Below are 2,273 nucleotides of genomic sequence, written 5' to 3' on the forward strand. Positions count from 1 at the left end.
CAAAATGGGCCGTCGTTGGATCATGGTCGAGTTGGGCAACCATGCTGTCACCCACATTGTCCCGAGGCTGAGGAAAGTCATAGATGGCGATGATCCTGGCGGCATAACGGCAGCGACCGGATGGGAAGGCGGAGGCGGGTTTCGGTTCTATCGCCTTGCGCCGTCGCTTCTGGAAAAAGACCGTTTCGGCAATTGGGTTATATCCAAGGAATACAATGCTGCCATGCTAGCCGAGGCGCTCTGCAAGCATCTAGGCTTCACCTATGCGCCCAGCCAAGACCCGGCCGAATACTGGCGGCACGGGTACTCGACCGAAAGCGATTTCGTATTCGTGACGACCCAGTCGCTGACCTATGACGCGCTGAAAAAGCTATCGGAGGAAGTCGGATCCAAGCGCAGCCTGCTGGTTTGCTGCAAGGCCTTTAACGCGAAGGAAGACAGTTTTCCGAACCTGACGGTGAAGAAGATTCCTCATTCAATCCTCGCGAAGTGCGAATGGGGTCGAGACGACTATTCGCTAAAAATTGCGAACCTGCCGGAGAAGGTGGATTTCGATGAGGTGGCGGAGCCGGACGCGTCGAAGCGCGGCAAAGCCGCAGCGGCAGCCTTGCCGCTTTTTGACAATGCGGAGGATGAGGCATGACCTCCCAACGGCTGCTTCAGCAGATAAAGGCTCGCCTTTCACTGCGCACGCCCCAGGCTGAGGCGCTCGACATCTTGGCGGACGTGCTCAACACCATCGAATTTTCCAAGGGCGCTGATCCCGTCGTCGCACTTGACGCAATCAAGGCGACCTATGCCACGGTGACGGATTTCGAGCGCGATTTCCCGTCGCTCTGTTTCGCGCTTGCGACAGGGGTCGGCAAGACGCGCCTCATGGGCGCTTTCATTGCCTATCTCTATCTCTCAGGACGGTCGAAGCACTTCTTTATCCTCGCACCGAACACCACTATTTACGACAAGCTCGTCGACGATTTCAGTCGGCAGAACTCCTCAAAATACGTATTCCGGGGCATCGCTGAATTCGCGCAGCTTCCGCCCATAGTCGAGACCGGGGACAACTGGGAACGCGGCTACGCCGTGCGTGGCGACCTTCTGGGCCAGACCGCTATCGTGTTCATCTTCAACATCGACAAGGTGAACAAGGAGCAGGGGCGCATCCGTAAGCTCCATGAATATATCGGCGAGTCCTATTTCGAGTACCTGTCGGCCCTTCCGGACCTTGTCCTCTTGATGGACGAAGCGCACCGCTATCGCGCCAAGGCGGGCATGAACGCCATTGCCGAACTGAAACCTGTTATCGGCCTCGAATTGACGGCGACACCACGTTCGGTTGGAGCCAAATCGGTTGCGTTCAAGAACGTGGTTCTCGATTACCCGCTTGGACAGGCGATGGCCGAGGGCTATGTGAAAGACCCGGCCGTCGCCACTCGCGAAGGGTTTCGCGTCGACAGCATCACGCCGGAACAGCTTGAACGGATGAAGCTTGAGGACGGGATTCACTGCCATGAAAACACTAAGGCAGAGCTAGCGATCTATGCACAACAGACCGGGCGCAAGCTTGTCCATCCCTTCATGTTGGTCGTGGCGCAAGACACCACGCACGCCAGCGAAATCCGGCGATACCTGGAATCGGATGGTTTCTTTCGGGGGCGCTACCAGGGTCGCGTGATCGAGGTTCATTCCGGAACGCGCGCGGAGGAGACTGAAGAGGCGACCGAGAAGCTTGTCGCACTGGAGCATGATGCGACGACCGATATCGTCATTCACGTCAACAAACTGAAGGAAGGCTGGGACGTAACCAACCTCTACACGATCGTCCCATTGCGCGCATCGGCTTCCGACATTCTGACGGAGCAGACGCTTGGACGTGGCCTGCGGTTGCCTTATGGCCAGCGCACGGGCGTGGAAGCCGTCGATCGCTTGACCGTCATCGCGCATGACAGGTTCGACGACGTAATCAAGGCAGCGCGCGATCCGGACTCGCTCATCTCGATTAGGAAGACCGTCATTGTCGGCGGCAGCGGCGACGTGTCGAATCTCGGCGCGCATGTGGTCGAAGCTCCTTCGAATGTTGAAACGATGCTTACCGGAAAAGCGGGAGCGTTTGAGGAATCCGAACAAACGTCTTACGTCTTCGAGACCCAGGAAGAGCGTGAGGTAGCGAAAGTCGCTTGGGATGTGATCCAGCGCGAGTTCGAACGCCGGATCAAGACCGGGATCGAAAAACTCGACACGCCAGAGATACAGGCTGAAATCACCAGCATCGTGAA

1 protein-coding gene and 1 pseudogene are annotated in these 2,273 nt (G+C 57.3%); both read left to right on the plus strand.

All coding sequences use genetic code 11. The features are described 5' to 3' along the window. Nucleotides 1–643 (plus strand): annotated as a pseudogene (locus EN994_RS27910) (site-specific DNA-methyltransferase); the annotation flags it as partial. Continuing rightward, on the plus strand, nt 640–2,273 hold a 1,634-nt coding region (locus EN994_RS27915; RefSeq protein ID WP_164746258.1), incomplete at its 3' end, for a DEAD/DEAH box helicase family protein. The pseudogene EN994_RS27910 and the gene EN994_RS27915, both read left to right, overlap by 4 nt.

Source organism: Mesorhizobium sp. M7A.F.Ca.CA.002.09.1.1 (assembly GCF_003998555.1).
Lineage (GTDB): Bacteria > Pseudomonadota > Alphaproteobacteria > Rhizobiales > Rhizobiaceae > Mesorhizobium > Mesorhizobium ciceri.